At 36.1% G+C, this 26,609-nt stretch carries 26 protein-coding genes and 5 tRNA genes; 16 read left to right on the top strand and 15 right to left on the bottom strand.

Translation table 11 applies throughout. The annotated features are described in order from the left end of the window. Positions 1 to 245 precede the first annotated feature (245 nt). The 5 genes from DWB61_RS10795 to DWB61_RS10775 form a co-directional block, all read right to left on the bottom strand. Positions 246 to 330 (bottom strand) — tRNA-Ser (locus DWB61_RS10795). A gap of 8 nt (positions 331 to 338) precedes the next feature. Next, positions 339 to 411: transfer RNA gene (locus tag DWB61_RS10790), tRNA-Gly, on the bottom strand. 15 nt (positions 412 to 426) lie between these two features. Then, positions 427 to 508, bottom strand: a tRNA-Tyr gene (locus DWB61_RS10785). Positions 509 to 529: 21 nt separating this feature from the next. After that, positions 530 to 602, bottom strand: a tRNA-Gly gene (locus DWB61_RS10780). 57 nt (positions 603 to 659) lie between these two features. Further along, positions 660 to 741 (bottom strand) — tRNA-Tyr (locus DWB61_RS10775). Between the two features lie 357 nt (positions 742 to 1,098). On the opposite strand from DWB61_RS10775, the gene DWB61_RS10770 reads away from it, so the two are divergent. Next, entirely contained in the window at positions 1,099 to 2,367 is a 1,269-nt protein-coding gene (locus DWB61_RS10770) for a M28 family metallopeptidase (protein WP_125030918.1), read from the top strand. Positions 2,368 to 2,440: 73 nt separating this feature from the next. Here the strand turns inward: DWB61_RS10770 and DWB61_RS10765 are convergent, their stop codons facing one another. After that, positions 2,441 to 2,824 carry an SRPBCC domain-containing protein gene (locus DWB61_RS10765; protein WP_125030917.1) on the bottom strand — a complete coding sequence of 128 codons (384 nt, stop codon included), beginning with the start codon at positions 2,822 to 2,824 and terminating at the stop codon, positions 2,441 to 2,443. Between the two features lie 289 nt (positions 2,825 to 3,113). Between DWB61_RS10765 and DWB61_RS10760 the strand changes: the two genes are divergently transcribed. The 3 genes from DWB61_RS10760 to DWB61_RS10750 are packed head-to-tail and all read left to right on the top strand — an operon-like array spanning position 3,114 to position 7,028. Continuing rightward, positions 3,114 to 4,409, top strand: coding sequence for a dihydrolipoamide acetyltransferase family protein (locus DWB61_RS10760; protein WP_125030916.1), 1,296 nt, complete (start codon positions 3,114 to 3,116; stop codon positions 4,407 to 4,409). Between the two features lie 59 nt (positions 4,410 to 4,468). Then, entirely contained in the window at positions 4,469 to 6,511 is a 2,043-nt protein-coding gene (locus tag DWB61_RS10755) for an alpha-ketoacid dehydrogenase subunit alpha/beta (protein WP_125030915.1), read from the top strand. A gap of 10 nt (positions 6,512 to 6,521) precedes the next feature. Continuing rightward, positions 6,522 to 7,028 carry a flavodoxin gene (locus tag DWB61_RS10750; RefSeq protein WP_125030914.1) on the top strand — a complete coding sequence of 169 codons (507 nt, stop codon included), beginning with the start codon at positions 6,522 to 6,524 and terminating at the stop codon, positions 7,026 to 7,028. Positions 7,029 to 7,332: 304 nt separating this feature from the next. Here DWB61_RS10750 and DWB61_RS10745 read toward each other — a convergent pair whose 3' ends face one another. The 4 genes from DWB61_RS10745 to DWB61_RS10730 form a co-directional block, all read right to left on the bottom strand. Continuing rightward, positions 7,333 to 9,156 carry an ABC transporter ATP-binding protein gene (locus DWB61_RS10745; RefSeq protein ID WP_125030913.1) on the bottom strand — a complete coding sequence of 608 codons (1,824 nt, stop codon included), beginning with the start codon at positions 9,154 to 9,156 and terminating at the stop codon, positions 7,333 to 7,335. Positions 9,157 to 9,365: 209 nt separating this feature from the next. Beyond that, on the bottom strand, positions 9,366 to 10,703 hold the full coding sequence (purB, locus tag DWB61_RS10740) for an adenylosuccinate lyase (RefSeq protein WP_125030912.1): 1,338 nt from the start codon (positions 10,701 to 10,703) through the stop codon (positions 9,366 to 9,368). A 161-nt stretch (positions 10,704 to 10,864) separates the two neighbouring features. Further along, on the bottom strand, positions 10,865 to 11,332 hold the full coding sequence (locus DWB61_RS10735; RefSeq protein WP_125030911.1) for an HAD family hydrolase: 468 nt from the start codon (positions 11,330 to 11,332) through the stop codon (positions 10,865 to 10,867). 73 nt (positions 11,333 to 11,405) lie between these two features. After that, positions 11,406 to 13,127: a DUF3078 domain-containing protein gene (locus DWB61_RS10730; RefSeq protein ID WP_125030910.1), complete on the bottom strand. Its 1,722-nt coding sequence runs from the start codon at positions 13,125 to 13,127 to the stop codon at positions 11,406 to 11,408. 546 nt (positions 13,128 to 13,673) lie between these two features. On the opposite strand from DWB61_RS10730, the gene DWB61_RS10725 reads away from it, so the two are divergent. Together DWB61_RS10725 and DWB61_RS10720 are read left to right on the top strand one after the other, a co-directional pair. Then, positions 13,674 to 15,053 carry a tryptophanase gene (locus DWB61_RS10725; protein WP_125030909.1) on the top strand — a complete coding sequence of 460 codons (1,380 nt, stop codon included), beginning with the start codon at positions 13,674 to 13,676 and terminating at the stop codon, positions 15,051 to 15,053. Between the two features lie 247 nt (positions 15,054 to 15,300). Beyond that, positions 15,301 to 16,191, top strand: coding sequence for a hypothetical protein (locus DWB61_RS10720; protein ID WP_125030908.1), 891 nt, complete (start codon positions 15,301 to 15,303; stop codon positions 16,189 to 16,191). A gap of 64 nt (positions 16,192 to 16,255) precedes the next feature. Here the strand turns inward: DWB61_RS10720 and DWB61_RS10715 are convergent, their stop codons facing one another. Then, complete coding sequence (locus DWB61_RS10715; protein ID WP_125030907.1) at positions 16,256 to 16,948, bottom strand: tetratricopeptide repeat protein; 693 nt, start codon at positions 16,946 to 16,948, stop codon at positions 16,256 to 16,258. A 213-nt stretch (positions 16,949 to 17,161) separates the two neighbouring features. Between DWB61_RS10715 and recF the strand changes: the two genes are divergently transcribed. Both recF and DWB61_RS10705 read left to right on the top strand, forming a co-directional pair. Next, positions 17,162 to 18,265 (top strand): DNA replication/repair protein RecF, encoded by a 1,104-nt coding sequence (recF, locus tag DWB61_RS10710; protein WP_125030906.1) that lies wholly within the window; start codon positions 17,162 to 17,164, stop codon positions 18,263 to 18,265. A 60-nt stretch (positions 18,266 to 18,325) separates the two neighbouring features. Next, complete coding sequence (locus tag DWB61_RS10705; RefSeq protein ID WP_125030905.1) at positions 18,326 to 18,616, top strand: DciA family protein; 291 nt, start codon at positions 18,326 to 18,328, stop codon at positions 18,614 to 18,616. Between the two features lie 58 nt (positions 18,617 to 18,674). On the opposite strand, the gene DWB61_RS10700 is transcribed toward DWB61_RS10705, so the two are convergent. Continuing rightward, entirely contained in the window at positions 18,675 to 19,094 is a 420-nt protein-coding gene (locus tag DWB61_RS10700; RefSeq protein WP_125030904.1) for a nucleoside-diphosphate kinase, read from the bottom strand. Between the two features lie 272 nt (positions 19,095 to 19,366). Between DWB61_RS10700 and DWB61_RS10695 the strand changes: the two genes are divergently transcribed. After that, positions 19,367 to 20,386, top strand: coding sequence for a DHH family phosphoesterase (locus DWB61_RS10695; protein ID WP_125030903.1), 1,020 nt, complete (start codon positions 19,367 to 19,369; stop codon positions 20,384 to 20,386). A gap of 64 nt (positions 20,387 to 20,450) precedes the next feature. On the opposite strand, the gene DWB61_RS10690 is transcribed toward DWB61_RS10695, so the two are convergent. From DWB61_RS10690 to DWB61_RS10680, 3 genes are all read right to left on the bottom strand, one after another. Beyond that, on the bottom strand, positions 20,451 to 20,657 hold the full coding sequence (locus DWB61_RS10690; protein ID WP_125030902.1) for a hypothetical protein: 207 nt from the start codon (positions 20,655 to 20,657) through the stop codon (positions 20,451 to 20,453). Between the two features lie 12 nt (positions 20,658 to 20,669). Beyond that, positions 20,670 to 20,903, bottom strand: a complete 234-nt coding sequence (locus tag DWB61_RS10685; protein WP_125030901.1) for a hypothetical protein — start codon at positions 20,901 to 20,903, stop codon at positions 20,670 to 20,672. A gap of 118 nt (positions 20,904 to 21,021) precedes the next feature. Beyond that, positions 21,022 to 21,729, bottom strand: a complete 708-nt coding sequence (locus DWB61_RS10680) for an SAM-dependent methyltransferase (RefSeq protein WP_125030900.1) — start codon at positions 21,727 to 21,729, stop codon at positions 21,022 to 21,024. 446 nt (positions 21,730 to 22,175) lie between these two features. Here DWB61_RS10680 and DWB61_RS10675 point away from each other — a divergent pair, with 446 nt between their 5' ends. From DWB61_RS10675 to DWB61_RS10645, 7 genes are all read left to right on the top strand, one after another. After that, positions 22,176 to 22,679: a hypothetical protein gene (locus DWB61_RS10675; protein WP_125030899.1), complete on the top strand. Its 504-nt coding sequence runs from the start codon at positions 22,176 to 22,178 to the stop codon at positions 22,677 to 22,679. A gap of 22 nt (positions 22,680 to 22,701) precedes the next feature. After that, positions 22,702 to 23,481, top strand: coding sequence for a Rossmann-like and DUF2520 domain-containing protein (locus DWB61_RS10670; protein ID WP_125030898.1), 780 nt, complete (start codon positions 22,702 to 22,704; stop codon positions 23,479 to 23,481). Positions 23,482 to 23,564: 83 nt separating this feature from the next. After that, complete coding sequence (locus DWB61_RS10665) at positions 23,565 to 24,092, top strand: KdsC family phosphatase (RefSeq protein ID WP_125030897.1); 528 nt, start codon at positions 23,565 to 23,567, stop codon at positions 24,090 to 24,092. A gap of 78 nt (positions 24,093 to 24,170) precedes the next feature. After that, complete coding sequence (locus DWB61_RS10660; protein WP_125030896.1) at positions 24,171 to 25,124, top strand: UbiA family prenyltransferase; 954 nt, start codon at positions 24,171 to 24,173, stop codon at positions 25,122 to 25,124. 17 nt (positions 25,125 to 25,141) lie between these two features. Further along, entirely contained in the window at positions 25,142 to 25,498 is a 357-nt protein-coding gene (locus tag DWB61_RS10655; protein WP_125030895.1) for a four helix bundle protein, read from the top strand. A gap of 45 nt (positions 25,499 to 25,543) precedes the next feature. Beyond that, positions 25,544 to 26,122: a Maf-like protein gene (locus DWB61_RS10650; RefSeq protein ID WP_125030894.1), complete on the top strand. Its 579-nt coding sequence runs from the start codon at positions 25,544 to 25,546 to the stop codon at positions 26,120 to 26,122. A 90-nt stretch (positions 26,123 to 26,212) separates the two neighbouring features. Then, positions 26,213 to 26,578, top strand: coding sequence for a four helix bundle protein (locus DWB61_RS10645; protein ID WP_125030893.1), 366 nt, complete (start codon positions 26,213 to 26,215; stop codon positions 26,576 to 26,578). Positions 26,579 to 26,609: the final 31 nt, after the last annotated feature.

Genomic DNA, 26,609 nt, shown 5'->3' with positions numbered 1-26,609 from the left:
GGTACAATACATGTAGAAGGCATTCTTCTTTAAATTATCTTTCGCCTTTAGAATACGGAAGGCTATTAAATAATCAAAAGAGAGCGGCATGACTTAACTTATTGTCCACATTTTTGTTGCAAGTCCATTACTGATAAGGATAATTAGTAAACGTATGACGAACCTAAGGGAAATATCGGGGTATATTCATGGAAGTTTAGGGCATAAAAAAAGCATCAAAGTTTTTCAACCTTGATGCTTTAAAGCGGAGAGAGAGGGATTCGAACCCCCGGTACGTTGCCGCACAATAGTTTTCAAGACTACCGCATTCGACCACTCTGCCATCTCTCCTTAAATTGAGCGGGAAACGAGACTCAAACTCGCGACCCTCAGCTTGGAAGGCTGATGCTCTATCAACTGAGCTATTCCCGCAGGAAAATATAATAGTGGGGAGAGCAGGATTCGAACCTACGAAGACGAAGTCAGCGGAGTTACAGTCCGCCCCAGTTGGCCACTTTGGTATCTCCCCAATATATTTACAATAAAATTGAGCGGGAAACGAGACTCAAACTCGCGACCCTCAGCTTGGAAGGCTGATGCTCTATCAACTGAGCTATTCCCGCAGATCTTTAGCAATTCATCGATCGTTATCGAATAAATTTTGTTGCTTCAGAATGTTGTGGGAAGAGCAGGATTCGAACCTACGAAGACGAAGTCAGCGGAGTTACAGTCCGCCCCAGTTGGCCACTTTGGTATCTTCCCCAATCACAATGTTTATTGGGTGATCGTTATCTCCCTATTGCGATGCAAATATAGATGCTTTCCCCGAATATACAAGTCTCCTGGAAATATTTTTTTGATAAAAAAGTGTCAATTTTATGTAAGTGTTTGATTCCCTAGAGACTATTTTTTGAACTTTTTTTTGAAAAAAATGAAATTGTATCTCTTTACTTAATTGATAAGGCTTATTTCAGCTATAATTGATGGGATAAGCTCGTTTATTTTTCAATAATTTATTTTTTTTTAAGTTTCAATTTATAAAGCATCATGAGAACTCAAGGCAAATTCAAATTGAAAACTTACTTTAGCGGATATTGACCGACTTAAAAAAACGATACTATGAATTATAAAAGACTTGTCCTGATCCTAGCATTGATTTCATTTACCCCATGTTTATGGGCACAGGATATGAATTATGCACGAAAAGTAATCAAAGAGCTGAGTTCTGATGATTACTTTGGACGTGGATACATTAATAAAGGTGATAGTATTGCAGCAGCCTATTTATCTGCAGAGATGAAAGAGCTTAAATTAAAAAACTTTGAATCGAATTATTATCAAACTTACTCAACACCTATAAATACCCTTCCTGAAGATCCAATTCTGAAGCTTGGTAAAAATAAGCTTGAATCTGCTAAGGATTTTATTGTCTACCCAGATTCACCATCCTGCGAAGGAACTTTTGATGTGCTCTGGTTGAATACAGAAATTCTAACTAAGAATAAGATTCGCGAGGAATTTCTTAAGAAGGATTTATCTCAAACATTTTTGGCCATAGATTCAGTAGGTTTGAATAATAAGGAACTATACAATTTTGCGTCAGATCTTGTTTCTGCTAATCTCTTTGGAGCCAAAGGTGTAATGTTGAGAAAGAATAAATTGAAATATACAGCAAGAACCTTCTTAAAGGAATTCCCGACACTTATCGTAAAAAACTCTAAGCTTGATACGACAACAAGTAAAATTACCGTTAAAATAAAGAATCAATTTATCGACAATTATAAAACTCAGAATTTATTGGGCTACATTCAAGGTAAGACGGATACTTGTCTTGTTTACTGTGCACATTACGATCACTTAGGGATGATGGGATCAAAAATTTATCCGGGAGCTAACGATAATGCAAGTGGTGTGGCTATGGTATTGAATTTAGCCAAGCATTATAAGAACGCTAGAAAGAAACCTCACTACACTCAAGTGTTCTTATTGTTTAGTGGGGAAGAGGCTGGTTTGTTAGGATCAAAACACTATGTAGATCATCCATTGTTTCCCCTTGAAAAAACTAGAATGGTCATGAATTTCGATATGATTGGAACAGGATCTCAAGGGATTTATATTTTTAATGGGAAAGCATTCCCCGTAGAGTTGGCTCTTTACGAGAAAATTAATAAGAAACACGAGTATGTTTCTAATATGAGAGGAACTCAACCTGTACCATCGTCTGATCATGCGAGTTTCTATAATAAAGATGTAAAGGCTGTTTTCTTTTATGCTGATGGAGACAATGCCGATTATCATGAAACAACGGATACTTATGAGAATTTGAAAATCGGTCAGTTTGAAGGCGTATTTAAATTGGTTCGTGATTTCTCGGATCAATTAAAATAAAGACCTTAAATAGATATAATGAAAAAGCCGCAATCCATAAGATTGCGGCTTCAATGTTTTTTATTTTAGTCCTTTAAGAGAATTCAAGAAAGTTTTGCATTGACCCAAGGTAGTAATCTTTCCAACCTTCAACAATTTCATCATAGGCTTCATCAGGAATATTTGTGTGTGACAACTCTATCGATGTATTCTTTCCTGCTTTCTTAAGAGTAAAACTTACTATCGATGGGTTTTCTGTTTCCCCGAAAAACCATTCTTGCACCAATTTGTAATCTTTCACAACCTGAATATTACAACCTGAAATATCACCTTCCCATAAGGAGAAAACAGTCCCAACTTGATCGTCCATAGTAGCAGGATAACCCGTCCATAATTCAATTTGGAAAGAATTGGTCAGCGCATTAAATACTTCTTCTTGATTAGCTGAAATCTCCAGAGTATAATTAAAATCTTTCATGATGCTTTGTTTTATTTAGTGCAAAAATAATTTGAATAATAGATTTCACTAATTATTTGAGCATATATTTTTAAAATAGGCTATAGAGTCTGATTATCACGCCTTTTTTCGCTAATAAATATTCTTTAGTTTGTTAGAAGGGGAATTGTAAATTGCTGGTAATCAATAGTCTCTTGATTTTTGTTATCTGGAGATTGCAGAAAACTTAAATTTTAAGGAGTCTAAATAAAAATAAATAATATATTTGTTTTATTATTTATATCGATTCTAACTAATAATCAAAGAATATATGTCAAGTTTTGAAATTCTAATGCCCAAGTTGGGAGAGAGTGTTCAGGAGGCAACCATCACCAAAATGTTTGTAAATCTTAACGATGTCATCGAAGAGGATGATATGCTTTTTGAGATCGCAACCGATAAGGTGGACTCTGAAATTCCTTCTCCTGTATCTGGTAAAGTTATTGAGATTCGCTTCAAAGAGGATGATGTGGTACCCGTAGGAGAGGTCGTTGCTATTATTAATATGAGCGAGGATGCTGCGGATGCTGAATCCGTATCTCAGATAAAAGAGGAAGTAGCTGTTGAAGTTGTTGAAGAGAAAGTCGTGAACGAAGCTTCTGAAATTAAATCTGATTCAGATCGGTTTTATTCTCCTTTAGTTAAGGCCATTGCTCAGAAGGAAAACATTTTACAAGCAGAGTTAGATGCTATTGTGGGACATGGCAAAGATGGACGTGTTCAGAAAGAAGATGTTTTGAAGTTTGTAGCTGAAAGAGGAGCTTCTTCGCAAGTACAATCAGCATCAGTCAGTGCTACTAAAGTTGAAAAAGCTTTAACTAGCACTCAAAAACCAAAAGTGTCTATGTCAGTTGGTGCAAATGACCAGATTATTGAAATGGATCGTATGCGTCGAATTATTGCTGATCATATGGTGATGTCTAAGCAAACTTCGCCTCACGTTACTGCAATGGTTGAGGCTGATGTAACCGATATGGTGAATTGGAGAAATAAGGTGAAAGATGAATTCTTTGCAAAAGAGAAAACTAAAATCACTTTTATGCCTATTATCATTGAAGCCGTTTCAAAAGCTTTACGCGAATTCCCAATGATCAATTCATCGGTTGATGATTATAAGATTATTGTGAAAAAGGATATCAATATTGGTGTGGCAGTTGCTTTGCCATCAGGTAATTTGATTGTTCCGGTTATTAAAAATGCAGACCAAAAGAATCTATTAGGTTTGACTGTTGGTATGAATATCTTGGCTGATAAGGCTAGAAACAACAAATTGGACGCAGATGATATTCAAGGTGGAACTTTCACAATATCAAATTTTGGATCGTTTAAAAATGTAATGGGAACACCGATTATCAATCAGCCTCAGGTTGCTATTTTAGCAGTGGGTACTATTGAAAAGAAACCTGCTGTATTGGAAACACCTGATGGTGATGTTATTGTTCCACGTCAGAAAATGTTCTTATCTCTTTCTTACGACCACCGTGTGGTTGATGGGGCTTTGGGTGGTGCTTTCTTGAGAAAGATCGCTGACTATCTGGAGGAGTTTGATCTTAACAGAGCATTTTAATTGCCTGTCTTAAGACAGGCATTTGAAGACGGATTATTAATATATTAATGACTTTAACAATGACAAATAAGAAAAAATATAGCATAAAAGAGACTCCTAAAGAAAGGCTTGCTGAGTGGTTTAACTTAATGACTTTAGGACGTGCTCTTGATGAAAAAGCACCCAATTATTTGAAACAAGCAATTGGTTGGTCGTACCATGCACCTTATGCAGGACACGATGGTATTCAGCTGGCTATTGGACAAACTTTTGATAGAAAAACAGACCATTTATTTCCTTACTATCGTGATATGTTGACTTCATTATCAGCTGGACTGACAGCTGAAGAGGTTATTTTTAATGGGATATCAAAGGATACTGATGTTGCAGGTGGTGGACGCCACATGTCGAATCACTTTGCAAAACCAGAGTGGAATATTCACAATGTATCTTCATGTACGGGTAATCACACTTTGCATGCAGTTGGTATTGCACGAGCATTGAAGCATTATAAAGGTAAAGGTGTTGCCATTAGTTCTCAAGGTGAGTCTTCGGTTTCTGAAGGTTACGTTTACGAAGCGATTAATGGTGCTTCAAAAGAACAGCTTCCTGTCATCTTTGTATTCCAGGATAATGGTTACGGTATTTCTGTTCCTAAAAAGGATCAAACTGCTAACCGTAAGGTTGCCGATAACTTTAAGGGACTAAAATACCTGAAAATTTTCCATTGTAATGGTAAGGATGTATTCGATTCGATGAATACAATGGCTGAGGCGAAAGCTTATGCGACCGAAAATCAGATGCCAGCTATCGTTCAAGCGAACTGTGTTCGAATGGGATCTCACTCAAATTCAGATAAACATGAATTGTATCGCGATAATGCTGAATTGAATTACGTGCAGAAATACGACCCATTGGCTAAATTTCGCCGATTGTTAATTCGTTACAAGCGTTTTACTGAGGAGGAATTGCAAGCAATTGAAGCAGATGTGAAATTGCAAGTTAAAAAGGCGCACCGTGCTGGTTTAACTGCTCCGGATCCGGATCCAAATTCGGTTCACGACTTTGTCATTCCAGGTGCTTATCCGGCAGCTAAATATCCAGAAGGACTTCATACCGAAACGGGAGAACCAAAGAAATTAATCGAAGGATTAAATGAGACCCTGAAGGCTGAGTTCCGTCATAATCCAGATACGTTTATTTGGGGACAGGATATTGCTAATAAAGATAAGGGTGGTATTTTCAATGTGTCGAAAGGCATGCAGCAGGAGTTTGGTATTGAACGGGTGTTTAATGCACCTATTGCCGAAGACTTCATTATGGGAACTGCCAATGGAATGAGTCGTTTTAACGACAAAATTCGTATTGTTGTTGAAGGTGCTGAGTTCGCTGATTATTTTTGGCCAGCTATGGAGCAGTTTGTAGAAACAACTCACGAATATTGGCGTACAAAAGGTCAATATTCACCTAATATTACTGTGAGACTAGCTTCTGGTGGTTATATTGGTGGTGGTTTGTATCACTCTCAAAATATTGAAGGTGCTTTGGCAACTTTCCCAGGGGTTCGTATTGTTTATCCATCTTACGCGGATGATGCGGCAGGATTACTACGTACTTCTATTCGTTCTAAGGGTATGACCGTATTTATGGAGCCAAAGGCTTTATATAACGATCCTAAAGCGCAAGCTGTTGTTCCTGATGATTTCGAGGTGCCATTTGGTAAAGCTCGTGTTCGTCGTGAAGGTACAGACTTGACAATCGTTACTTATGGTAACACAACACATATGTGTGTTGAGGTCGCTGATCAAATTGCTAAGGATTTTGGAAAAAATATTGAGGTGATTGACCTTCGTACACTAGTGCCTTTAGACAAGGAAACTATTATTAAGTCGGTTGCTAAGACCAATAAGGTTTTGGTTGTGCATGAAGATAAGGTGTTCGCTGGGTTTGGGGGTGAAATTGCTGCGACTATTACAGAGGAAGCTTTTAAACATTTGGATGCTCCAGTAAGACGTGTTGGATCGACCTTTACTCCAGTAGGGTTCAATCGAATTTTGGAAAAGGCAACTCTTCCAAACACTGAGAAGATTTATGCTGCTGCTAAAGATTTGTTAGACTACTAAAATTAAGATGATGACTAAAATTGGATTAATATATAGCTTCAATACCATTAAGACTTCGAAGAATGCTGAGAAGGTGAAGAAAGCTTTCGGTAAGGATTTCGATATTGAAATGGTAAATGCTGAGGAGATTGATGAGGACTCTTTCTTGTCTTATGAAAATATGGTATTAGGTGTCCCAACTTGGTTCGATGGCGAATTACCAAACTATTGGGATGAGTTTATGCCAGCTATCGATGATATGAAGCTTAAGGGAAAAAAAATCGCTTTTTTCGGATTAGGCGATCAGGTAGGTTATCCTGAAAATTTTGTTGATGCGATTGGTTTATTGGCAATAGCATTGGAAGATAGAGGAGCTAAGTTGATTGGTTTAACTAGTCCTGAAGGTTATACATTTGAGCGTTCTGTTGCTTTGCGCGATGGTAAATTCTTAGGTTTGGCCTTGGATATTGAAAATCAGGCTGCTTTAACTGATGAGCGCATTAAGGCTTGGGTGGAGCAACTGAAGAAGGAATTCTAAGCTTATCGTCTTTTCTTTTAGAGAGAATTAAGCCCAAGGGGCTTTAATTTTAATAGCCCGGGGTAAAGTCACCTAGTGACTGCAACCTCGGGTTATTAGCATCATTTCAATCCGTCGTACATCTAGTCGTTGATCAAAGAACTTGTTTTCTTCAAGACGGAATATATCTATAACAAGGGTAGAGTAATTGAGAATGAATTTTAAGCTGTCAATATTGCCATAAACGAAAAAAGATGATTCAATTCAGAACCATCTTTTTATATGTTGAAATCTAATTTCTTAGATCTCTTATTTCAGCTCTAATTTAAAGCATTTGCATATCATTAAGCTTCTTGTATGTTCCATCAAGCTTAATCAGCTCATCGTGTTTACCACGTTCAACAATCTCACCTTCGTGGAAAACACAGATGAGATCTGCATTCTTAACGGTAGATAAACGGTGAGCAATCACAACAGAAGTTCTGTTTTGCATTAACTTATCTAAAGCATCCTGTACCAAACGTTCCGATTCTGTATCCAAAGCAGAAGTCGCTTCATCCAAAATCATAATTGGAGGATTCTTAAGGACAGCACGGGCAATACTCAATCGCTGACGCTGACCACCAGAAAGTTTACCACCACGGTCACCAATGTTGGTATAATACCCCTCTTCAGTAGCTGTAATAAAGTCGTGGGCATTGGCAATTTTTGCAGCTGCTTCAACTTCTTCTAATGTGGCATTTTCCACACCAAAAGCAATATTGTTGAAAATCGTATCATTAAATAGGATAGATTCCTGATTCACATTACCCATTAGGTTACGCATGTCCGCAATTTTGAGATCGCGAATATCCTCGCCATCAACAAAAATCCCTCCTTCCTTCACATCGTAAAAGCGAGGCAATAGATCAACAAAAGTTGTTTTACCAGAACCTGATTGACCAACTAAAGCGATGGTTTTTCCCTTTGGAATTTCGAGGTTAATATTCTTAAGGACTTGCTTCTCCCCATTATAAGAGAACCCTACATTACGGTATTCAATTGCTTTTTCAAATTTATCAACCGACTTCGCATTAGCCTTATCAACGATTGTTGACTCAGCGCCTAAAATCTGATCAATACGTTCCATAGCAGCTAAACCTTTTTGAATACTGTATAGGGCTTTTGAGAATGCTTTAGCTGGATTGATGATGGAGTAAAAAACAACCAAGTAAGCAATGAAACCAGCTCCATTTAAGCCACTTTCACCATTAAGTATTAAACGACCTCCATACCAAAGAACAATCACGATAACAATGGTTCCCAGGAATTCACTTACAGGATGTGCTAATATTCGTCTACGCATCAGGCTATTCATGATACGACGGTAATCATTATTTTCTGCTGCAAAATGCTCTTTCACTTTTTCTTCAGCAGTAAAGGCTTTAATAATGCGAAGACCAGAAAGGGTTTCTTCAATGGTTGATAAAAGATCGCCCATTTTATTTTGTCCCAATCGTGATGTCTTTTTCAAACTACGACCAATTCTACCAATAATAAAACCAGCGATAGGTAGAAGAATAAAAGAAAAGAGTGTCAACTGAGGACTCATGATAATCATAGTCGTCAGATAAACAATAATAAGAATAGGGTTCTTGATGAACATGTCCATCGAATTCATTACGGAATTCTCAACTTCTTGTACATCACCTGTTGATCGTGCAATAATATCACCTTTCTTTTCTTCTGTGAAGAAAGGAATTGGCAAGCTTACAATCTTATCGTAGATCTGCTTTCTCATATCTCGAACTACAGAATTTCTAATTCCGACAGTATGATATGAACCCAAATATGTAAAAGTCACCTTAAATAATGCAGTTATTACTAATACAACACCTACAAATAGGAGAGCAGAATCAGCTCCATATTCTGCTTTCATTTGAGTTGTGTAGTAATAAAAATTGTGTTTTACTGCATCTATACTAGCTTCCCATGGTACAAGCTCTTTTATAGGTTTTGCCATTTCGAAAAGAATTTCGAGTACCGGTTGCATCATGACAAAGGAGAATACTCCAAAGACAGCTGCAAGTAAATTGTACACAAAACTCATGATTAAATCACTCTTGTATGGAGGGAGGAATCGTCTTAATATCTGAATGAAATCTTTCATTTATGCTTTTAAATAGTTTCTAGTTTGAATTGATTTTATTTTGTTTTTCAGAACTGAAGTAAAACAAAATAGCTGGTAAAAATACGATTCTTACAGCTATTTACAAAGATTTAACAATATTTAGTGGCAGTTGTTATGGGAGCGATATTCAAAATGAAAGGCCACAGAAGTTATACTCCTGCAGCCTTTCAATTAAATGTATTTTGATATTAAACTCCTGTATAGTTAGATGGAGTAATAGTCTTCAATTCAGCTTTTAGGCTGTCTGAAATTTCAAGTGTATCGATAAAATCAGAAATACTGCTTTGAGTAACTGTTGTGTTTGTGCGGGTTAAAGCTTTCAATGCCTCGTATGGGTTTGGATAAGCTTCTCTACGTAAAATAGTCTGGATTGCTTCAGCTACAACAGCCCAGTTTGCTTCTAAATCTGCTTCGAAAGCATCAGGAGAAAGAATCAATTTGTCTAAGCCTTTTAATACCGATTTAAAGGCAATGATCGAGTGAGCAAAAGGAACTCCAATATTTCTTAATACAGTTGAATCTGTAAGGTCGCGCTGTAAACGAGAGATAGGCAATTTGGCTGATAAATGCTCGTAGGTTGCATTCGCTAATCCCAGATTACCTTCCGAATTTTCGAAATCGATAGGGTTCACCTTATGAGGCATAGCTGAAGAACCAACTTCACCTTCTTTAATTCTTTGCTTGAAGTAATTCATGGAAATATAAGTCCAGAAATCACGGTTCATATCAATTAAAATGGTGTTGATTCGCTTGAAATTATCGAAGATCGCACCCATATTATCGTAGTTCGAAATTTGAGTGGTGTATTCTTCACGCTCAAGTTTTAACGACTCGTTTACGAATTTGTTACCAAATTCTTTCCAATCGATTTGTGGGTAAGCCACATGATGCGCATTGAAATTACCTGTAGCTCCACCAAACTTAGCTGAACAAGGAACTGATTTCAATAGGTCTAATTGCTTCTTAAGACGGTAAACGTAAACCATCACTTCTTTACCCAAACGAGTTGGAGAAGCAGGCTGTCCGTGAGTACGAGCAAGAAGAGCAATGCCATCCCAGTCCTTAGCTAAACTCTCAAGCTTAGCGATCAATTCTTCCAAAACAGGGTAATACACATCGTGTACTGCATCTCTTAGAGAATATGGAGTTGCTGTGTTGTTAATATCCTGAGAAGTCAATCCGAAGTGGATGAATTCTTTATATTGTTGTAGGTTTAGAGCGTCGAATTTCTCTTTGATGAAGTATTCAACTGCTTTGACATCGTGATTGGTTACAGCCTCAATGTCTTTAACTTTCTGTGCATCTTCAACAGTAAAGTCAAGGTATAAACTGCGTAGTTCATCAAAATTGTTGGTATCGAAATCGGCCAGCTGAGGAAGTGGGTGCTCGCAAAGCGAAATAAAATATTCTACCTCTACCAATACTCGGTAACGAATAAGCGCATACTCCGAAAAATACTCTCCCAATACGTCAACCTTATCACGGTAACGTCCATCGATAGGCGAAATAGCTGTTAAACTGTGCATTCTATAAAAATTAAGTTGTAAAATGATTATTTAGTTTTGCAAAGATACAATATTAAGTGAATGGGCATAAAGGTAATTTTACGAATCTCTTTTAAGATTCAGAATTTATTACGGAACCTCAGACACAAAAAAAGACACCCCTTTGGGATGTCTTTAAAATCTTATCGTTTCATAGTGGCGATAAAGGTGTCGGAATCTAAAAAGAAATCTAATGCATCGATAATCGATGGCATAATTACATCGACATGATCGATAATATCTTTGTGAATGCCTTCTGCCTGAAGCGTAGCAATCGAAACTTTTGATTGAACAAAAAGGCCAATATCTGTTCTAGCATTACCAATGGAAGCTATATTTTTACTTCCCAGTGAAAGAAGGATATCTTCTTTTTCGCGTGCATTGCTTGCTTCGTAGTAGGTCATGCCACTAACACGTGCTAGATGGTTAGCAGTACCACGTTGATCAGCTGATACCATTACTACATTAACACCATGTGATTGCAACTGATGAATTTTCTCGATAACGCCAGGAACAATTTCTCCTTTAATTGAGATAGTTCCATTTGAGTCGACAATTAAGGTGTCAATCTCAATTACTCCTACTCCTGAAACATCGTAAATCATACTCATAATCTGAATTTATTAGTTTTTAATTCAATATCTTATAATTATGGGTCGAGTTCCGTGTATAGAACTCATTTTTTTAAAATTGATATCTAACTCCTACTGCCAGGTTCTCCTTAAACTGAATCTTCGATCCAGTATCATCATCAGAAATGAGATAGGTCGATATGGTAGTTGTGAGGTATTGGTTGATGGGAAGGTTAAGAATAAATTGCCAGTCAATATCAACATTTTTGGGTGTGTTGGTATAACTGGAATAGAATTCTAACTTGTTTTCCATGCTTATATCTTTTGTAATTTTCCATTTATGTAAAAGCTTCATATAGGCTCCGACCTCTTTTTTAACTTTCTTATCAGCATCAATACCAAAGGCGGTTTGATCAATATTCGCCGTATCGCTTACGATGGTATATTTAGCTGTAAATGGCGAAAGCAGAATAGAAAAATCTTTTTTAGGCTTATAGTCCAAACCCATAGAACCTAGGATATAGGCTGGAGCAAAAAAGGTTGAAATCAGTTTGCGATCTTCATTAGCAGGATAATTGTAACCTCTAACAAATTGAGTTCTCAGGTTAAACATGGAGGTGTAATACCATTTCCCGAAAGCCAAATGTCCAAACTTGGTATTGAGCTCTAACTTATCCTGATTTTTTCTAAACTCATTGTCACCCGATTTTAAAAGGCCATATTGCATATCAATGGTACTTTCCCAAGTGGTTTTGTTTTTTTGATATTTGGCAAAAGATTTAACACCAGCTAAGGCAGATATAGAACTTTCTCCTCCTTCAGCCCAACCTTTACTCACATGACCTTGGTTGAAATCTAATTTAATGATGGTTCCAAACTTCCATATATCCACATAACGTCTATATTTTTTCAACTTTGCAAGCTTGAATCCATCGGGGGATAATCTTTCTTCTAGGCGAACTTTTGCTCCTTTTCGTTTGGTGTTTTTAACAGACTCTTGATAGATATCATCATCATATAAAATCCGGATACCCTTACTTGGTGTATTTTGAAGCCAGATACCTATGGAATCTCGCTTGTTCTTTTTTAACCAAAAACGTTTAAAATCTGATTTGCCATTATTAATCCAAAAGGCCAAAGAATCATTCATGGCATTTTTAACAGCAAACGAAACTGAATCGCGACTAATTTCTCTGATCCATTGATGTACCGAATCTTTCTCTATATAATTAAATAGGTCAGTATATTTTCTTGCATCATCTTCCAATTCGAATTTCTCATCTTTCGAAAGGCTATCAATTTGTGCAGTCCTCAGGTTTTCCAGCTCTATTTTCTTAGTTAGTTCTCTTAATGCATCTTCAGTTTGACGATGTTCGATATAGGATTTTAAGTAATTTACCATATTCCTAATGCTGTCATTCTTAACATAGTCGAGCAGTGTGTTTACGGCTTTATCTACATTTTTATCCTCTTTGCTTTTTGCTTCAATTTCGAGCTCCCCAAGCAAATATTTGAAGCTAATATTATCAATATGTCCTAAAGGATCATTAAATTTTGTAGTTTTTATTGAAAAATTAAAATAGCGATTCAGATCAGATTGATTGTGGGCAATACTATAATAATATTTTGGAAAAGTCTTCGCTTTAATTTGGATAGAATCCCGTTCAATTGTTTTGGACGATGTTGCTGGCGTACTGTTGAATGCACCCAAATCTTGATGATCTATGTACAGTGAGTCGTTGACTTGATGAAAGATAGGTTCGGCCTTACTTTCCGATGTAAATATGAATGTTGATTGTAGTAATAAGAATAAGAGGAAAAGGTTGCGGTTCATCCTTGTAGTTTTGTCTTTTGGTTTCGTATAAGTTGTAAGTGATAATTGGCTAATTAGATCTGAACGTTTTTGATCTAAATTTTAATTACCTATAGAACAAAAATGAGAATAAATTTCATTAAAAAAAGCAAAAAGCCCGTATAAATAACTTCAATCGTTTGCGAAAAATTGTGTCAGTTCTTTTTTTAGAATTTAAAAAAACTTATTTTTGGAGCAATGGTAAAAATTGAGACTATGAAAATGCATAATCAACCATCGACACCTACACAGAACATCTTTCTTAATATTAAGAACCGCGACGGATACCACTATTAGTCGTTAGGACAATTATTGTCCAAATACCAGGCTTAGTTAAGCTTTCCCAAAATTAATTTTAATTACATTATTTTTTTACAGAACAAGCTGTAGATATTTGTTTTGGGTACCTGCTATTTGCGAGGGGTTTATTTCAATATCTGTAGTTTAATTCTTTAATCACAAGTCACTTACTTATTTGTAAGAGGATAAATGTGATACTTATTTTAAAAATATAAAAAGCATATAATCATGGAATTACCTTTTTCAGAATCATTTAAAATTAAGATGGTTGAAACCATCAGAAAAAGTACTAGAGAAGAAAGAGAAGAGTGGCTTAAAAAAGCAAACTATAACCTATTCAACCTTAAAAGTGATTACGTATTTATTGACTTGTTGACTGATTCAGGAACAGGTGCGATGAGTGATAAACAGTGGTCAGAATTGATGTTGGGTGACGAATCATATGCAGGAGCAAGATCGTATTATAAGATGAAAGAGGCTATCCAAAACATCTTAGGTTTCGATCATTTCTTACCAACTCACCAAGGACGTGCGGCTGAGAATGTCTTGTTTTCTGTTCTTGTAAAAGAGGGTGATATCGTTCCTGGAAACTCACATTTCGATACAACCAAAGGGCATATCGAATTTAGAAAAGCTAAAGCAGTTGATTGTACAATTGATGAAGCTTTTGATACATTAATCGATCATCCATTTAAGGGAAACCTAGATCTTGTAAAACTAGAGGCGGTTCTTTCAACTTATCCAAAGGAGCAAATCCCGATGATTATTGTTACTGTAACTTGTAACACATCAGGTGGACAGCCTGTTTCTATGGCGAATATGAAAGCGGTTAAGGAGTTAGCCAATAAGTATGATATACCTGTATGTTACGATTCGGCTCGTTTTGCTGAAAATGCTTATTTCATTAAGATTCGTGAAGAAGGATATCAGGATAAAACAATCAAAGAGATTGTTGCAGAAATGTACTCATATGCTGATATGGCTACAATGAGTTCTAAGAAGGACGCTATTGTTAATATGGGTGGTTTCATTGCGATGAGAGACGAAAAGCTTTGGAAAGCAGCTTCTACCTATAATATCATGTTCGAAGGGTATGTTACTTATGGTGGAATGTCAGGTCGTGATATGAATGCTTTGGCTCAAGGTCTTGATGAAGGAACTGAGTTTGATACTTTGGAAACCAGAATCAAGCAAGTTGAATACTTAGGAGAAAAGCTATTGAGTTTTGGTATTCCTATTCAAATGCCAATTGGTGGACACGCTATTTTTGTAGACGCTAAAAAATTCTTAAGCCATATTCCAAAAGAGGAATTTCAAGCTCAGACTTTAGGTTGCGAATTGTATCTTGAAGCAGGTATTCGTGGTGTTGAGATTGGCGCAATCTTAGCTGATAGGGATCCTGAAACTCGTGAGAATCGTTACCCTAAATTAGAGCTGTTGCGTTTAGCAATTCCTCGTCGTACTTATACTAATAACCATATGGATGTTGTTGCTGTAGCACTTAAAAATGTTTGGGACAGACGTATGGATATCAAACACGGTCTTAGTATTGTGGATGAAGCTCCAATTATGCGTCACTTTACTGTTCAACTTGAAAAAGTGGAGTAAGGTCTGAATTATCATATTTTTATTGAGCCCCTTTTTAGGGGCTTTTTTGTGCTTAAATAGTCCGTTTTCTTAATTTACAGCGAATTTAAATAATTGTAGTTTTCAGTGATGATAGGGCATAAGAGCTGTGTTTTTCAACAATTTATTATGCTCTACCTCGTCATGAGTTATATATCAGTATTTATATCTAAATATATTTATATATTGAGACGTCCAAATATTTACTATTTATTTAAATCGACCCAAAATGAAGAAAATTAGTCTTGTTTACATCTTTTGCCTTATTGCCAGTATGGCTTTTGCTCAAGATGGAAAACTATCTCCCTTTTACAAATTAAATACCACGCAAAGTTTTGATTTGGAACAAGCCAAAACCGATGTTGAAAATGCTTTTGTTGGAAAATCCTTTGATTTAATTGGTGACTATCACCCTGAGAATAACGAAGGCTTCAGTGTGCTTTGTTTTACTCGCAAAGATCTTTCAGAATTGTGTTTAAAATCGAAAGATCGTGGTGCTTTGGCATCGGTTATTCGTGTTGGAATCTCTAAAAAAAAAGACGCTGTTAATTTAAGCCTCCTGAATCCACAATATGTGTTTTGTGCATATTTGTCGAATTACGAGAGTGATAAATCAGGCTTGATGGCAATTGCTAATGAGGCTAAAGAAGCCCTTACTAGCTTAGGTGGTAATCTTGAGGATTTCGGTGGTGTTTTAACTGAAAAGAGCTTAAAGAAATACCATTATAAAATGATGATGCCTTATTTCAGCGATCCTGTTGAGTTGAATACGTTTACTTCATTTGAGGATGGTTTGGCGAAAATTCGTAAGAATTTAAACAGTGGAAAAGGCAATACCACTTTGGTTTATGAGCAAGTTTTTACTGATGAAAAAGTCGCTGTTTTTGGAGTTGGACTAATGGATACTGAAGATGGAGAAGGGCATTTTCTTCCTATAATTGGCCAAGATCATATTGCAGCTATGCCTTATGAGATTATTCTTCAGGGGAATGAGGCGACTATGCTACATGGTAAGTATCGCTTTGCATTATATTGGCCAGAGTTGACCATGGGAACATTCATGAAAATTATGAGTACGCCTGGTGATGTTGAAGAATTTTTAGAGGGAATTACCCAATAAAAAAATAGCATAAAAAAAAGCGAAGATCATTGATCTTCGCTTTTTTTATATCTGAATGACTTGATTACTTCAAGTTCAATTTTGCACGAGTAATGTATTTTTCAATGTCACGAGCTTCTGAAGACTTTTTAAAATCTTTCTCAATTGTTTCGTAAGCAGCTAATGCATCTTTGTAGTTACCTGTCAACTCATAAGCAATACCTGCTTTTTGAAGATAGATAGGAGTTGTAAAGTCATTTGTGTTAAAAGTGCTTGCAGACATATAGTTTGAAGCAGCTTTCTCGTTATTACCAAGCTCCATATAAGCATCACCAATAGCAGCTTTTGCTAAAGTAGAAAGAATGAAATCTGAAGAAGAAAAATCTTCTAAATAGTTGATTGCATTTTGATACTCACCTAAGTGAAGGTATGAAATACCTGTATAGTAAGATGCTAAATTACCAGCTTCGGTTGATCCAAAGTTATCAATGATATCAAGAAAACCATCATAGTTACCGTCGCCGTTGATAGCAAGGTTAAATGAGTCTACTTCGAAGTAACGTTGTGCCTGAAACATTTCAGCTTGAGCGTTCAACTCACGAGGAGCTTTATAGTATTTCTGGTATGCGAAGATACCAACTGCTACTATGATAATAGCTAAAGCGATAAAAGTTAATTTCTTTTGGTTTTTCTCGATATATTGTTCGGTTCTACCTAAAGCTTCTTCTAAATTTTCAAAATTATCTTCGTGAGCCTGATCGTTTTTGTTTGTAGACATATTAGAAATATTTAATGTTTTATTTTTTGCTAACGCAAATGTAATTTTTTTTGTGAATATTACGACAACTTTTGATTAAAAAGTGAATGCACTTCACCTTTGATTAATGTGTGAATTTAAGTCTGTATCTGAATTTATTCGTATTTTTGATGCGGAATTAAAAATCTGAACATAAATTTAGATTGTTTAGTCCTTAAAGCAAAAATAAAATATATGCATTTAGAGCGTTTGTCCCTTATAAATTACAAGAACATAAAAGAGTTGGAAATAGAACTTTCGCCTAAGATCAATTGTTTTATTGGTAATAATGGAATGGGGAAAACCAATTTACTTGATGCGGTTTATTATTTGAGTTTTTGCAAAAGCTACTTTCACTCTACCGATCAGTTAAACATTAAACACGAAGAATTGTTTATGGTTCTCGAAGGCAACTACAAGCGTCAAGGTATGGACGAGCTGATTTATTGCGGTGTGAAACGTGGACAGAAAAAAAATTTCAAGCGAAATAAGAAAGAATACAAAAAGCTTTCGGAGCATATAGGACTTTTACCCATTGTGATGGTTTCGCCAGCTGATGTGCGATTGATTACGGATGGGAGTGAGGAGCGACGTAAGTATATGGACAGTGTGATATCGCAATACGATAGGAAGTATTTGGATGATTTGATACGATACAATCGTGTGATTTTACAACGTAACAAGTTGCTAAAGGATTTTGCTCGCCGAGGTAAGTTCGAAGAGGATAGTTTGAGTATTTGGGATGAGCAGATGATTATTCTTTCGGCGTCGATACACGAAAAACGTAAAGATTTTTTGAATAAGCTCATGCCAGTTTTTCAAGAGTATTATAATGTCATTTCTCAAGGGAATGAACTTGTGAATCTGGAGTATAAATCTCAATTGAACGATCACGAAATGAGAGATTTGTTGCGCCATGCCCGTTTAAAAGATCAGGTGATGCAATACACAACTGTTGGTATTCATAAGGATGACTTAACCCTTTCATTGGGTGACTATCCCATAAAAAAGATGGGCTCTCAAGGCCAGCAAAAAACTTACTTGATTGCCCTTAAGTTGGCACAATTTGAATTCATCAAGAAATTATCGGATTACAATCCGATCCTGCTGTTGGATGACATCTTCGATAAATTAGATGCCGAGCGTGTCGAGCAAATTGTTCATTTAGTTTCTGAGGACCGATTTGGACAGATCTTTATTTCAGATACCAATCGCGATCATTTGGATCAAATTTTATCTTCGTCGAACTTAACCTATAAGCTCTTTGGCTTGGATGGAGGCTCTATAACCAACTTGTAAGTTCAACTACTTATCAACCTTATCCTTTTTCCCTTTAACTTCATTACTTTTAAGCTTTATATGCGCCGATCGAAAACACAGAAAATAGAAGAACTTGTTAAGCTTGTTTTAAAAGAACAGGGCTTGGATGTGAAATTAAAAGAATTGGAGTTGATTAAGGCTTGGGAGAATGTGATTGGGAAGAATGTGGCAAATGCGACTACAGATCTCTATATCAAGAATCGAAAGCTGTTTGTGCATGTACGTTCATCTATTGTTCGCAGTGAGTTGATGCTGATTAAAGCAGGTTTAATTCAGGCTTTAAATAAAGAAGTCAAGGATAAAATTATTGATGATATTGTGATAAGATAAAAGGTTCAAAAAGTTGTGGTCCTTTTTGAACCTTTCAATTTCTTTTTCTGATGAATGCTTAATAAATCTCGCAACCTGAAAAGTGGAATGCACCTTCGATACAAGCATTCTCGTCGCTATCAGAACCGTGAACGGCATTTTTTGACATCGACTCAGCAAACTGCTTACGAATAGTTCCTTCTTCAGCCTCAGCAGGATTGGTTGCACCAATTAATTTTCTAAAATCAGCCACTGCATTTTCTTTTTCGAGAATAGCAGCTACAATTGGTCCTGAACTCATGAATTCAGTCAGCTCTCCATAAAATGGTCTGTCCTTGTGAACTTCGTAAAATACTTCAGCTTGTTTCTTGCTGATATGAGTATATTTCATAGCTGCGATTCTAAAGCCACCCTTGGTAATTGCGGCTAAAATATCACCAATATATCCATTGGCTACAGCATCTGGTTTTATCATTGTAAAAGTTCTATCACTTCTCATAATTCTTCTATTTTGGTTAGTGAAACAAATTTAATCAATCTAAATAAAAATGCAAGAAAAATGAGACTGATCTTCTAATGGTCTGGCAGAGTACTGCATTAGATGCTTTGATTGATTGTTGTATCATTCAAAACAAGCTGATGAATTGCCAAATTTCAAGGCATTTACGACTTGTCTTATGTCTACTTCACTCAAGTGAAATTTATTCCAGATTCTTTTAAAATAATGAGTAATTTAGCAAACTTGAATCAAAAGAGAGAAAAAATAGGATCATGCAAAACAGAATAAACTTAGAATTGAGCTTATCAGCCAAAGAATACATCCAAAAAGCAACACAAATTGTAATCGTTCCTCACGCGGGGCCAGATGGTGATGCAATAGGGTCGTCATTAGCATTAATGCGTTATTTGAAAAAGCTGGGCAAGCAAGTGAAGGCGATTTGTCCCAATGCCTATCCTGAGTTTTTGACTTGGCTGCATGGCGAAGAGGAGCTGGATGTTTTCGAAAAAGCAGAAGAAGCTTGTATAACTTATATCGAGGAGTCTGATTTGATTTTTATTCTCGATCACAATTCGTTTAAGCGTTCTGGTGATGTAGGAAAGCTATTAGAGAAGCATACAGCTACTAAAATCATGATCGATCATCACCCAATGCCTGAGGATATTGCAGATATCACTCTTTCGGATACGGCAATGTGTTCGACCTGCGAAATGATTTATGAATTTATTGACGCTCTGGATGGGAATAATCAAATAGACCAGGGAATTGCTGAATGTCTTTACACAGGAATCATTACCGATACGGGAGGATTAAGCTACAATTCCTCGAATAAGCGTATCTATCAAATTGTAGGTGATTTGATGGATAAGGGAATTGATAAGGCCAAGGTTCATGGCAAGATTTACGATAATTTTTCGGCTAATCGCATGAAACTTTTGGGCTATTGCTTGAATGAGGGAATGGAACTTGTGCCTGAGTATGAGGCCGCTATTATTCACTTGACTAAAGAAACCTTGGAGGCCTTTGAATATCAGGATGGCGATACCGAAGGATTTGTCAATTACCCTTTATCAATAAAAGGAATCAATATTTCTGTCATTTTTATGGAAAAGGACGATTCGGTAAAGATCTCTTTCCGATCGAAAGGTGATATTCCAATTAACCAAATGGCTCGTGACTTCTTTAACGGTGGAGGTCATATTAACGCAGCAGGTGGTCGTACTTACGAAAGCTTGCCAAAAGCTATTGAAAAGTTTAAGAAAGAATTACCTGCCTTTTATAAGAGTATGTAAGCACTGAATTGATATAAACAACAAGCCCACTCTTGTAATAGGAGTGGGCTCATCTTGTATTTAATTAGGCCTGATTTTCTTTTGAAATTCCGTCCCTTATTCCTTTAATTAGTGGCAACCAAATAGGAATGATAAATAAGAATACAATTGGCGCAGATAATACATTAGCAGCTATATTAGCACCGATTATTATTCCCGTTCCAAAGCATCCCAGTATGATGTGCAGAATAGCCTTTTTTGAAATAATATAGTGACCTATCTTAATTGTCATAAATAATTGTATTTAAAATATTTGTGCTTTTTTTTGAAAAATCCATGTAATTTGTATTTTATCTCTTGATTGTGCTTTTATAACTTTTAAGCGAGGTGAAATCATGACTGTTAGAAAGGCTGTAATTCCTGTAATATAAGCTCTATTAATTGAATCTATAAAATAGAGTAAAGGAAAATACAAACACATATAAATAAAAAGGAAAAATAAGAAATGTAAGCCTTTAGCTTTTATTTGATTTTTCATAAACGAATTTTTATTGATTAGTAAATATAGTAGTTGTTTACATACTATTCTAATTTGAGAAACAAAAAAAGCTGCCAATTGTCTTGACAGCTTTCTGTAAATTCGTTTTTAAATAGCTTTACTTATCCTTATGCAAAAGGAAGATGGTAGGTCGTTTGTGTAATTCTGGCATTTGATTTTTCCACTGTTTTGCAGGAAGGGTTTTGATAAATTCCGTTTCCAAAGTGATATCCACCGCCACACATATTTTAGTCCCCGCACTACATTCTTTGGCTAAATCTTCCAGTAGTTTCATGTTCCGGTAAGGCGCCTCGATGAAAATCTGAGTTTGGTTTTCGCCAACAGAGCGATTCTCCATTTGTTTGATTCTTTTTACTCGCTCGCCATCCTTAATGGGTATGTAGCCATTAAAAGCAAAACTTTGTCCGTTGAAACCCGAAGCCATCAGCGAAAGCAAAATAGACGAAGGTCCAACTAAAGGGATAATTCGGATGTTTTTATCGTGAGCTAATTTTACCACATCGGCCCCAGGGTCGGCAACTCCAGGGCAACCAGCCTCTGATATAATGCCCATATCGTGATCTTTTATGGCCTTTAAATAATCTGAAATAGCATCAGGCGAACTGTGTTTGTTTAGCTCATAAAAACTCAGTTCTTCGATATTGATGCTGCGATCAACTTGTTTCAGGTAACGACGAGCCGTTCTGATATTTTCAACAATAAAGTGTTTGATTGTTGGAATTAATTCTTGAATATCTTTTGGAATAACAGCATCAAGGCGCGAATCGCCAAGAGTGGTTGGTATTAAATATAGTTTACCTTTCATATGTTTATGAATTTATATTTTTGCCATATGGAAGTCGCCCTTGGACATTTCCTGTGAGAGAAAAGGTTTAAGCAGGGCTCGTTTCATATGCTTTGTGATGGAATGTGCGAACTTGCTCTATTAATTTTGTTGGGCAAATGTACGAATATTTAAGTATTACTTGCTCCGTACGACTCATCCTATTTATAGATCTATATTTGAATGCTTCCGTTCGCCATTTTACCTGTTCAGTTTGCAAACTGAAGGGTATCTACCCCGAACTGAACACCTCCCTATACGAACTGAAGGACTAAATCTCCGAACTGAGAGGTTCCCTAGGCGAACGGAGCACCTCCCATCACGAACGGAAGGACTCAATTTCCGAACGGAACACCTCCCATGGCTAACGGAACACGTTTTTGCTATATATAATCGATATTATCAGTCAAATGCTATAAATTTGTGAGATGGAAAAAATAAAGGCAGAACAGGAAAAGGAATTTATATCGCGAATCTTTATCGATGAGATTGGTCGATTACAGAAAGAAGGCTTTTATTTCTTTTCGTTTATCTTGATGGGGCAAGCGATTGAAGCCCTAGGTTGCTTTCTCGACAATAAGCCAATGAAGGCAAAAGCTCAATCGTCCAAACGGTTCTCAAAAGCATTAAATATATTGATGGGTAATAAATATCGTGTTGTTAATAACGACCATTGGTTGTACGATAGATTAAGAAATCAACTGACCCATTCTTTCGTACCAAGCAAGTCGCTTCATTTGCTTTCGCGCGATAAACAAACGGATGAGTTGCAACATTTGCAGTGGCATGACGATCGTTTGGTTTTGGTCGCTGAGGATATGTACGACGATTTAAAGGGAGCTTGCAAGCATTTGTTTTCGATGATAGATAAGGGAAAAGTACCTTTGAAAAATATTGCAGCTTCGCCTGAAGATTTACTTTTACAAGGTTAATCTAAATGATAAAATATCGTAAATGATTAAAAATATTGTATTTATTGGTGCCGGAAATCTGGCAACACATTTGGCTTTGGCTTTAAAACAAGCGAGCTATAATATTCTTCAGATTTATAGTAGAACACGGCTTTCTGCTGATATTTTGGCTAAGCAGGTTGATGCGGATTCTTGTTCTGATTATGCTGAGGTGAGGCGTGATGCCGATTTGTATGTTTTCGCTTTAAGTGATAAGGCTTTACCTTCTGCATTAGAGGCTTTGAAACTGAAAAATAAACGACTTGTACATACGGCTGGCAGTTTGCCGATGTCTGTATTCGAAGGCTATTCCTCTTGTTATGGGGTGTTTTATCCTTTGCAAACTTTCTCAAAAGCTCGTGAGGTTGATTTTTCAAAGATACCTCTATGTATTGAGGCTATAAGTATTGATCTGGAATCAGAACTGTTGCTTATGGGGAATAAAATTTCGAACTCAGTTCAATTACTATCATCCAATCAGCGTAAGCAACTGCATTTGGCAGCAGTGTTTACTTGTAACTTCACCAATCATATGTATCATATTGGCCAGGAATTGCTTCAGGAAGAGGGGATGGATTTTGATCTATTAAAGCCACTGATTTTAGAGACGGCTGAAAAGGTTCAGGAAATGCCAGCCCAAGCTGCCCAAACTGGACCAGCTGTTCGGTTTGACGAAGATGTTATAAAAACACACGAGGAAAGCCTTAATATGCATCCTGATTTTCAAAAATTGTATAGATTTGTCAGTGAAAGTATTTATCACTTGCATTCTAAAAAAAAATAAAAAGTTAATGAATGATTGGGAATTGATTTAATGTGTAAAACTGATATCAAGTCTCAAATCTAATATCTCAATATTAAATATATATGGCCTTTTTTAAAGAAGATTTAATGAAAGTTAAGGCTTTCGTTTTCGATGTGGACGGGGTATTGTCTACTGAGTGTATTACCATCGATTCTGATGGGGAATTGTTGAGAACAGCGAATACAAAGGATGGCTATGCTATTCAGTATGCTGTGAAAAAAGGTTATCCTGTTGCGATTATTACTGGAGGAACATCAGATGCCGTTGAGAAACGTTACCGTGGTTTAGGTGTTCAGGATATCTATATGTCATCGAAAGATAAAATTGCCGATTTCGAAGATTTTCTATCAAAGCACAATATTGAGGAAGATAATATCATGTATATGGGTGATGATTTGCCTGATTACGAGGTGATGATGCGAGTAGGTGTGCCAACCTGTCCAAAGAATGCAGTGACTCAGATCAAAGAAATTTCATCTTATATTTCAGATATGAATGGTGGTTGTGCATGTGTTCGCGATGTAATGGAGCAGGTGCTTCGTGCTCATGGCAATTGGTATGCAACTGATACTAAGATTCAAAGTATTTAAGGTTCTCGGTTATCAGTTTTTTGTTGACGAATAAAACCACTTCTTTACTTTAACCTTTTCACTTTAACCTTATTTGTAATGCTCAGCTTTTTAAAATTGATTCGCTTACCCAATCTGATTATTATTGCTCTAACACAATATGTGATGCGATATTTTATTATTCAGCCTATTTTGGCGATTAATAGAATTCACCTGCAACTGAGCGATATTGATTTTTCAATTTTGGTGATAGCAACGCTTTTTATAGCAGCTGGGGGTTATATTATTAACGATTATTTCGATTGCAAAGCCGATCGTTTAAACAAGCGTGAGGTGATAGTAGGAAGACGAATTAGTCGTCGTATTTCACTTATGTTGCATCAGGTTTTTAGTTTTATTGGTCTTGTATTGGGTGGCTATGTGTCATACAAAGTAGGGCATTGGCAATTTGTCTTGATCTTTTTTATGGCAGGCGGCTTGTTGTGGTTTTACTCAACTTCATATAAGAACCATTTTATACTTGGGAATTTAGTCTTAGCTTTTATATGTGCAGCTATTCCATTTTTGGTGGTTATCTTCGAGATTCCACCTTTAAACAAAACTTATGCTGAAGTTCTGGTAGCTTCAAAAACAAACTTCGATTACCTCTTATATTGGGTAGGCGCTTTTTCATTTTTCTCCTTTTTTGCAGTGCTGATTCATCAGTTTATTCGAGATTTAGTTTCAGTAAAAGGTGATAAGGAAATAGGACGAAAAAGTTTACCTTCTATCATTGGTTTTAAATGGACTAAAACAGTTATTGTCGGTTTGATTTTGTTTTTAAGTGTGTCAGTTTTTGGTGTTTGGTACCAATTTCTAAATGCACCAATGGACAAGATTACCCCCTGGTATTTTTGTCTGTTAATTATCGCCCCACTGCTTTTGCTGGCCTATTTAGTTATTAAACTGAAAAAGGATGAAAGCTTGAAATTCGGGGTGTTTTTATTACGAATGGCTATACTAGCAGGTATTTCATATGCTTTTGTAGTCAATCATATCTTGGGAAAATTATGAATTATAATTTATAAGTGATGAATGAAAATACGATTAAGACAAAGTCGTTTCAATTCGCTATACGTATAGTTCATTTGTACAAATATCTATGCGATGAGAAACGGGAGTATGTACTTAGCAAACAAATATTAAGATCCGGAACATCTATAGGAGCTAATGTTAGAGAAAGTCAAAATGCAGAGAGTAAAGCCGACTTTATTCACAAACTTGGAATAGCACAGAAGGAAACAGATGAAACACTTTATTGGCTTGAATTGCTTGAAGCTACAAGTTATCTTGATGAAGAGGCATTTTTATCAATGCATAAAGATGCTAATGAGATTTTAAAATTAGTTCGTAGTATAATTATTACAAGTAAGAAGAATAAGGATTAGAAAAGGAATCTAATTTATCATTTATAATTCATCATTAAAAAAAACATGCTGAATAATTTAAAAAACTATCATATCATATTGGCTTCTCAGTCGCCTCGACGTCACCAGATGTTGAAAGAATTGGGCCTCGATTTTAAAATTCAAACTAAAGATGTTGAGGAAGTTTATCCCGATCATTTAAAAGGGGAAGAGATTCCTGTTTATTTGGCTAAGTTAAAAGCTGAAGCTTTTGTGCTTGATTTGAATGAAAAGGAATTGGTCATTACGGCTGATACCATTGTATGTGTTGACGATATGGTTTTGGGAAAGCCTAAAGACAGAGCTGATGCAGTAGAGATGCTAAAGACTTTATCCGGCCGATCACATCAGGTGATTTCTGGTGTTTGCTTGAAATCGAAACATAAAGAAGCGAGTTTTTCAACCACAACGCATGTTCATTTTAAGGAACTAAGCCTTGATGAAATTGATTATTACATCGATAATTATAAACCATTCGATAAAGCTGGGGCATACGGTATTCAGGAATGGATTGGCTTTGTAGGGATAGATGGAATTGAAGGTTCTTATTTTAACGTAGTAGGTTTGCCTATTCAGCGCTTATATCAAGAACTAAGTACTTTCTAATTATGAATTAGGAGTTATGAATTATGACTGTTTTTAATAAGAAATTAATAATTACGATTGATTTTAATTAGGAATTAGGAGTTATAAATTATGAATGGAAAGGTAATCAAAGAAAAGTCGTTTAGGTTTGCAGTAAGGGTCGTAATGCTTTATAAGTATCTTAAAAGTGAAAAGAAAGAGTACATATTAAGTAAACAGCTTTTGTGTTCTGGGACTTCGATTGGTGCTAATGTACGAGAAAGTCAAAATGCAGAAAGCAAAGCCGATTTCATTCATAAACTTGCTATATCTCAAAAAGAAGCTGATGAAACTTTGTATTGGTTAGAGTTACTTAAAGAGACAGATTATATCACAAGAGAGGAATTTAATTCTTTAGAATCAGATGCAACCGAATTATTGAAAATTATTCGAAGTATCATATTAACAACAAAGAATAATAAAGGAATTAAAGGTTAGATGGCGAAGTTAATTCATCATTCATAACTGA

The sequence above is a fragment of the Ancylomarina euxina genome, assembly GCF_003863355.1.
GTDB lineage: Bacteria > Bacteroidota > Bacteroidia > Bacteroidales > Marinifilaceae > Ancylomarina > Ancylomarina euxinus.
The sequence above is the reverse complement of the archived record's forward strand: the minus strand, read 5'-3'. Positions and strand labels throughout refer to the sequence as shown.